The organism is Faecalibacterium sp. An58, from assembly GCF_002161515.1.
In the GTDB taxonomy this organism is placed as follows: Bacteria; Bacillota; Clostridia; order Oscillospirales; family Ruminococcaceae; genus Faecalibacterium; species Faecalibacterium avium.
Genome location: NZ_NFHX01000049.1, coordinates 1 through 6,333, shown reverse-complemented (window position 1 = coordinate 6,333; position 6,333 = coordinate 1). Strand labels below are relative to the sequence as shown.

6 protein-coding genes are annotated in these 6,333 nt (G+C 54.2%); 5 read left to right on the top strand and 1 reads right to left on the bottom strand.

The features are described from left to right. On the bottom strand, positions 1–236 hold a 236-nt coding region (locus tag B5G12_RS13870; RefSeq protein WP_144064144.1), incomplete at its 3' end, for a helix-turn-helix domain-containing protein. A 506-nt stretch (positions 237–742) separates the two neighbouring features. On the opposite strand from B5G12_RS13870, the gene B5G12_RS13865 reads away from it, so the two are divergent. The 5 genes from B5G12_RS13865 (at position 743) to B5G12_RS13845 (ending at position 5,855) form a co-directional block, all read left to right on the top strand. Then, positions 743–1,345 (top strand): CHC2 zinc finger domain-containing protein, encoded by a 603-nt coding sequence (locus B5G12_RS13865; RefSeq protein WP_242956059.1) that lies wholly within the window; start codon positions 743–745, stop codon positions 1,343–1,345. Beyond that, complete coding sequence (locus tag B5G12_RS13860) at positions 1,342–2,685, top strand: DNA primase family protein (RefSeq protein WP_087325453.1); 1,344 nt, start codon at positions 1,342–1,344, stop codon at positions 2,683–2,685. The genes B5G12_RS13865 and B5G12_RS13860 overlap by 4 nt, the downstream gene beginning before the upstream one ends. A gap of 475 nt (positions 2,686–3,160) precedes the next feature. Beyond that, positions 3,161–4,135, top strand: coding sequence for a MobV family relaxase (gene mobV, locus B5G12_RS13855; protein WP_087325452.1), 975 nt, complete (start codon positions 3,161–3,163; stop codon positions 4,133–4,135). 15 nt (positions 4,136–4,150) lie between these two features. After that, positions 4,151–4,462, top strand: a complete 312-nt coding sequence (locus tag B5G12_RS13850; protein WP_087325451.1) for a helix-turn-helix domain-containing protein — start codon at positions 4,151–4,153, stop codon at positions 4,460–4,462. A gap of 13 nt (positions 4,463–4,475) precedes the next feature. Next, the gene (locus B5G12_RS13845) at positions 4,476–5,855 is read left to right on the top strand and encodes a site-specific integrase (RefSeq protein ID WP_087325450.1); all 1,380 of its coding nucleotides are present in this window, start codon (positions 4,476–4,478) and stop codon (positions 5,853–5,855) included. Positions 5,856–6,333 lie beyond the last annotated feature (478 nt).

Genomic DNA, 6,333 nt, shown 5'->3' with positions numbered 1-6,333 from the left:
GCTGCGTCTGGGTGTTTTTTGTTTTCCACCAGACCCAGAAGATAATCTGTTGTCACGCCATAGAAGTCGGCCAGCTTGGTGATGGCAAACAGGCTGATGTCTCCTGATTCATTGGTTTCATACTTGCCCAGGGCCGCTTTTGACAAGCCCGTTTGAGCCGCCAGTTCTTCCAGGGTGCAGCCTCGCTCAATCCGCAGGTCCTTGAGTCGTTCGCCTAACGTCAGTTTCGTGTGCATCTGTTACCTCCATCCAGTGGGCGGGTTGGCGATTTACCACTTTAGTATACCATATCGCAGTTGCTTTGTCCAAGAGCGTGGAAATCAGAGCCTTTTGAGGCAAATTTCCAACCTCTTGGACATACGGGAGAGCTCTGGATTTTCTGTTATACTATCTCCAATGTAAAACTGAATGACCGTCCTCACCGCCCAAACCGCCACGACCTCCACCCGGAGCGAGCGCCCAAAAGGGATGGCACAGCGCCCTCAGAGATGAGTGGTTGCCTGCCAGAAGCGATGCGGGAGAACGGCAAAGATTGCCCCGAAAAGGCGGTCTGTAACAAAACGTTACCCACCAGATGGGCCTCATCAGAAACTCAAATCCCGACACAAGAAGAAGGTGTACCCCGAAGTAGGGTACATCCTTTTCCCTCAGGATACGATGATTTGGCGTATCTTTGACTCACGGTACCAGGCGAAGTACCGCATATCAGCCCATCCACCAGATATGAGAAAACGAGGTGCAAGTGAATCTTTTTCAAACCATAAAGGCTGCCGTCACCGTGAAGCAGGCTGCTGCGCTGTATGGCCTGCCCATCACAACCACCGGGATGACCCGCTGCCTCTTCCATGAGGACCACACGCCCAGCATGAAGTTGAACGACGCCTGTTATTACTGCTTCGGCTGCGGAGCCACCGGCGATGTCATCGACCTCACCGCCCGCCTGTTCGATCTCAGTAGCCTGCAGGCCGCCCGAAAGCTGGCCCAGGACTTTGGCCTTGGCCCGGATAAACCTCCATCCGGCGCGGTCGCACTGCCCAAGCCACTCGCCACCCTTTCAGATGCCCAGCAAGAGGATATTGCCTACTGTCTACGGGTCCTCCATGACTACCGCGACCTGCTGACCCAGTGGCAGACAGAGTTTGCTCCCCTCTCCCCGGAGGAACCGCTGAACGAGCGCTTTGTGGAAGCCCTGCACATGTTAGCTACCGTTGACGATCTCATTAACTGTCTGGCTTTTGGGCCAGCCTCCAGAAAGGCCATCGTTGCCAGGCAGTTACTGGCTGGGCAGTTGCTTCCCATGGTGGAATCCCGTTTGGACTCCATAGAGAGAAAGGAAACTGCATGAAAAGCAAAACCTATCGGCCCAGCTCCAATGCCCCGGTTTGGCTGGAAGAAGGGCATCGGATCAACGAAGCGGTTCTCTGCGAGACCTTTATGTCCACCCACAAAATCGTTTTCTGCAATGGCTTCTTTTTTACCGAGGATGGACGTGTCACCGACGAGATGCCCCTGCGCAGCATGATTTATGAAGAGCTTCGGGACTATGCCAGCAACAATGTAGCCCGCAAGGTGGGCAACATCCTAGACCTGCTGAAACTCTCAGCCCAGGTGGACAACTTCCGGCCCGTCACTAGCTGCATCCACCTGGCCAATGGGACCCTGAGCTTGAACGGCAGCTTTCAGGAAAGTAAGCTGGAAGTCGTCCGCAACCGGCTGCCGGTCAGATATAACTCCAAAGCGGCCCAGCCTGCCCACTGGCTGCGGTTCCTGTCCGACCTGCTCTACCCGGAGGATATTCCCACGGTTCAGGAGTTTATCGGTTATTGCCTCATCCCCAGCAACAAGGGCCAGCGGATGATGGTCCTCAAGGGCCGCGGCGGTGAGGGCAAAAGCCAGATCGGCGTGGTGTTGTCCAGGCTGTTCGGTGCCAATATGAAGGACGGCAGCATCGGCAAAATTTCCGAAAACCGCTTTGCCCGGGCTGACCTGGAACACATCCTGCTCTGCGTGGATGACGATATGCGCATCGAAGCCCTGCGGCAGACCAATTACGTCAAGTCCATTGTCACGGCCCAGGGCCAGATGGACCTGGAACGCAAGGGCAAACAGAGCTACCAGGGCTGGATCTATGCCCGACTGCTGGCGTTCAGCAATGGAGACCTACAGGCTCTCTATGACCGCAGCGATGGTTTCTACCGGCGGCAGCTGGTCCTGACCACCAGGGACAAGCCCACCGACCGGGTGGACGACCCGGACATTGCCGAGAAGATGGCTGCCGAAGCTGAAGGAGTTTTTCTGTGGGCCTTTGAGGGCCTGCAGCGTCTCGTTCAGAACGGCTTCAAGTTCACCGAGAGCGACCGTGCCCGGCGCAACCGGGAGCTTGTCAAGCGGGACAACAACAATTTCTTCGACTTCATGGAAGCTGAGGACTACATCCGTCTCAAAGCGGATGCCTGTATCAGCTCCAAGGACCTCTATACCATTTATAAGATGTGGTGTGAGGAGAACAACCTGGTGCCCCTGAAAGCCAGGAGCTTCAGCGATAACCTGATTGCCAACCTGAAAAAATACAACCTGGAGCACACCAACAACATCGTCAACGCAGCGGGCCGCCGCGTATGGGGCTATCTGGGAATCGAAGCCCTTGTCCAACCCGAGCCTGCTCCCTCATCCTGGGGACGGTAATTCTGTATATGAGAGAATTTGGCCTTTTCGCTATGTACGTATGTACAAAGTCTGTACAGCGGCATAGTGCAAGGCCTCAAGGGGCGTAACCGTTTGTTACTCCCTTGAAGTGGCTGTGACCGAATTGGTCACAACCAAGTTAAAACGCCCCTAACCTGCCAGCAAGGGATCGGCGACTCACCGACCTCTCTTTTACAGTTGAAGTGGCTGTTCCCATTTTGGGAACAGCCAAAATTCTGTATAAGAGGAAACTTGGCCTTTTTGCTATGTACATATGTACAAGTTCTGTACGCACGTACATAGCGAAAATCCTAAAACACGCCATATACGCAAATCCTTTATAAGGCTAAAGTGGTAGTGGACATTTTGTCCAGCACCACTTTTGTAATCGAAGCTCATCCACCCATCCAAAAGAAAGGAGTTTGTACTATGCCCGTCACCAATATGATTGAATTGCCAAAAAGGAGGGCCGTCCTTGAGCCAATCACAATACGCCATCATGCGCTTCGCCAAGTACAAGGGGCCGGAGATATCGAGCATTGAGGCCCACAATGAGCGCACCAAAGAAAAGTATGCCAGCAACCCTGATATTGACTGCTCCCGCAGCAAGTACAACTTCCACCTGATCGAGCCGCCCCAGCGTTACCGGGCTGAGGCCGAGCGGCAGATCAGCGTTGCCGGCTGCCGCACCCGGACGGACAGCGTCCGGGTGGTGGAGGTTCTGTTCACCGCCACACCGGAAGTCTTCAAAGGCAAGAAGCTGCCCGAAGTCCGGCGCTACTTTGAAGAAGTGCTCTGCTTCTTCGAGCAATACCAATCCAGAGAAACGATCATCTCCGCCGTGGTGCATATGGACGAGAAAACGCCCCATATGCACCTTTCTTTTGTTCCGCTGACCGCAGACGGCCGCCTGAGTGCCAAGGAGATCGTGGGCAACAAAAAGAAGCTGACCTGGTGGCAGGACAAGTTCTGGGAACACATGGTCCAAAAGTACCCCGACCTGGAGCGCGGCGAGAGCGCAAGCCAGACGGGACGCGACCACATCCCACCCCGCATTTTCAAGGAGATGACCCGCCTCAACAAGCAGCGCCAGAAGTTGGAGGAACTGCTTACCGGCATCGGGCCTCTTAATAGCAAAAAGCGGGCCGCCGAAATCTCCAAACTGCTGGACGGTTATATCCCGGCTGTGGAGAAGATGCACACTCAGCTCAAGAAGTACAACGTAGCCTTCACCGAGACGGCCACAGAGAACAAGCAACTGAAAAAGAAGGCCGCCGAGTTGGAGCAATCTCTGGAAGCCGCCACCAAAACCAGCGTCCTCAAGGAGCTGCGGGACGCACAGCTCCGGCACGATTATGAGGATGCTCTGGCATTGCTGGAACGGATACCGAAAGAGGTTTTGGACGAATTCAGGAGGCCCAAAGCCGCCCAGCGTACTGCCGAACTTTGAACCATGAAAAGGAGAATGCCAATGAAGAAAAATAACAACACACCCACAAATTTCACCTCAGAAACCTTGCAAAACACCCCCGAAACCGGTACAATGGAATCAGTCACCCAAAACAATGCCGTCAAGTCTCCGAACTCTAACCTGAAACAGCCCGAACGGAAAGCCTGTGTCTACACGGTGGAGGATGTGGCGCAGATGCTGGCCATCAGCCTGCGCTCTGCCTATAACCTGTGCAACAGCACCACCGAGTTCCGCGTCCTGCGGGTGGGCGGAAGCATCCGCGTCCCCAAGGACAGCTTTCATGCCTGGCTGTTCCGGGCAGCCTGACAAGGAGGCAGTTATGGCATATATCACAAAACGAGGCGGCTCTTATGGCGTCCGCTACACCTACCAGGACGAGCACGGCAAAAGCTGCGACAAATGGGAGAGTTTTTCCACCAAAGAGGAGGCGATGAAGCGTAAAAAGCAGATAGAGCATGAGCTGGCCAGCGGCACCTTCCTGATCCCTTCAACGGTAACGGTCGGTGAGTTCCTGATGGACTGGCTGCCCAAACAGTGCAGCAAGCATAAGTGGGCACCCAAGACTTATCAGTCCAATCTGTCCACCATCCAAAACCTTATTGTTCCGTATATTGGAAACATGGAGATGCAGAAACTCAAGCCCTATCACCTGGAAAACCTGTACAGCACTCTGAGCAAGACGCCTTGCGGCCAGTATATCGAGGGCAAGAAGCAGAAGCTGACCTCCAAACAAAAGCAGCGGCTGCTGTCCGGTACCACCATTCGTGAAGTCCACCGGCTGCTGCATACCGCATTCCTCTATGCGGTGGAATGGGGCATTCTACTGAAAAGCCCCGTCCCTCTGGAAGGGCCCAAAAAGACCACCCAGGAGCGGAGCATTTGGAGCGTCGAGGAAATGCGGGCGGCCCTCGCCAGCATGGAGGACCCTATCCTTCATCTGGCGGTCCACCTGACTCTGGTTGGCACACTGCGGGAAGGCGAAGTGGCAGGGCTTACCCCGGAGGACATCGACTTTGACGCCGCCGGCGGGGTCGGCACCTTTTCAGTCAACAAGTCGATGCAGCGGGTACAGAAAGAATCTCTAAGCCAAGTAGGCGACAGTTGTGTGTTAAAAGCATTTGAGGACAAGCGAGAGGGCAGCAAGACCCTTCTGATTCTAAAAAGCACCAAAACAGATGCTTCTCGCCGAATCATCTCCACCGCCCTTCGGGAGGAACTAAAATGCTGGCTGGAACAGTTAAAGGCCGACAAGGCTCGTGCCCCAGAGCGCTACCACGACAGTGGAACGCTCTTGCGCCTGCCCAACGGTCAGGCCGTGGAGCCGGTCCTCATCCGCAAAAAGTTCCTCAAATGGCAGGACGCGCACCCGGAATTTCCCCGCATCGTCTTTCATGGGCTGCGGCATTCCAGTGCCACCTACCAGCTGATGATCTCGGGCGGCGATGTGAAAGCCGTACAAGGCACGACAGGCCATGCCAGCGCGGATATGCTGGTCAATACCTATGCCCATATCCAGCAGACTTCCCGCAAAGAGCTGGGACAAAAGTTCGAGGAGAGCTTTTACAAGGAAGCCGGTAAGCCCGCTCAACCGTCTGAGATAGCCGGTGAGGCCGCCATCTCCATGTCCGCCTTGCTCGATCTGTTGAATAACGCCGATCCTGCGGTGAAGGCACAGCTTCGCCTGGCCCTCATGACCTGATGCAAATTCGGGCACAAACTGCAAAGGAATTCCACAGGATATAAAATCCTCCTGCGAAAAGCCTGACCGTGCAGAAACCGTGCACCGACCGTGCACTCCCCGCCTTTGGGCGGGTACATAAAAAGAAAAAGCGTCAAATCTTACGATCCAACGCTTTTCTTTGGTGCGCTCGTGGGAACTCGAATCCCAGGCCCTCTGATTAAAAGGACTTTCTAGGCAACATTCGTCAAATCAGCGCTTCTCGAAGCATCATCATTTTCTATTTATTATCGTAATTTTATTCTTATCGTTCTTTGCATTGTTTGCATTCCATGTATTGCTTTGCATCCATAATACAGGCATTCCGATGTGCAAAATGTGTAAGCGCTCAATAATCCCCCGTGAGGGATAAAGAAAAGAGCTCCCATAAGGAACTCAAATCGGTTAAAATTATTTGAGTTTGCAATACTCGGGTAGGCTTTCGGCCCAGGGGAGCAGT

Coding starts and splice junctions, on each gene's coding strand:
- B5G12_RS13850 (WP_087325451.1), top strand. CDS start 4,151: ATGCCAATGAAGAAAAATAACAACACACCCACAAATTTCACCTCAGAA.
- B5G12_RS13860 (WP_087325453.1), top strand. CDS start 1,342: ATGAAAAGCAAAACCTATCGGCCCAGCTCCAATGCCCCGGTTTGGCTG.
- B5G12_RS13845 (WP_087325450.1), top strand. CDS start 4,476: ATGGCATATATCACAAAACGAGGCGGCTCTTATGGCGTCCGCTACACC.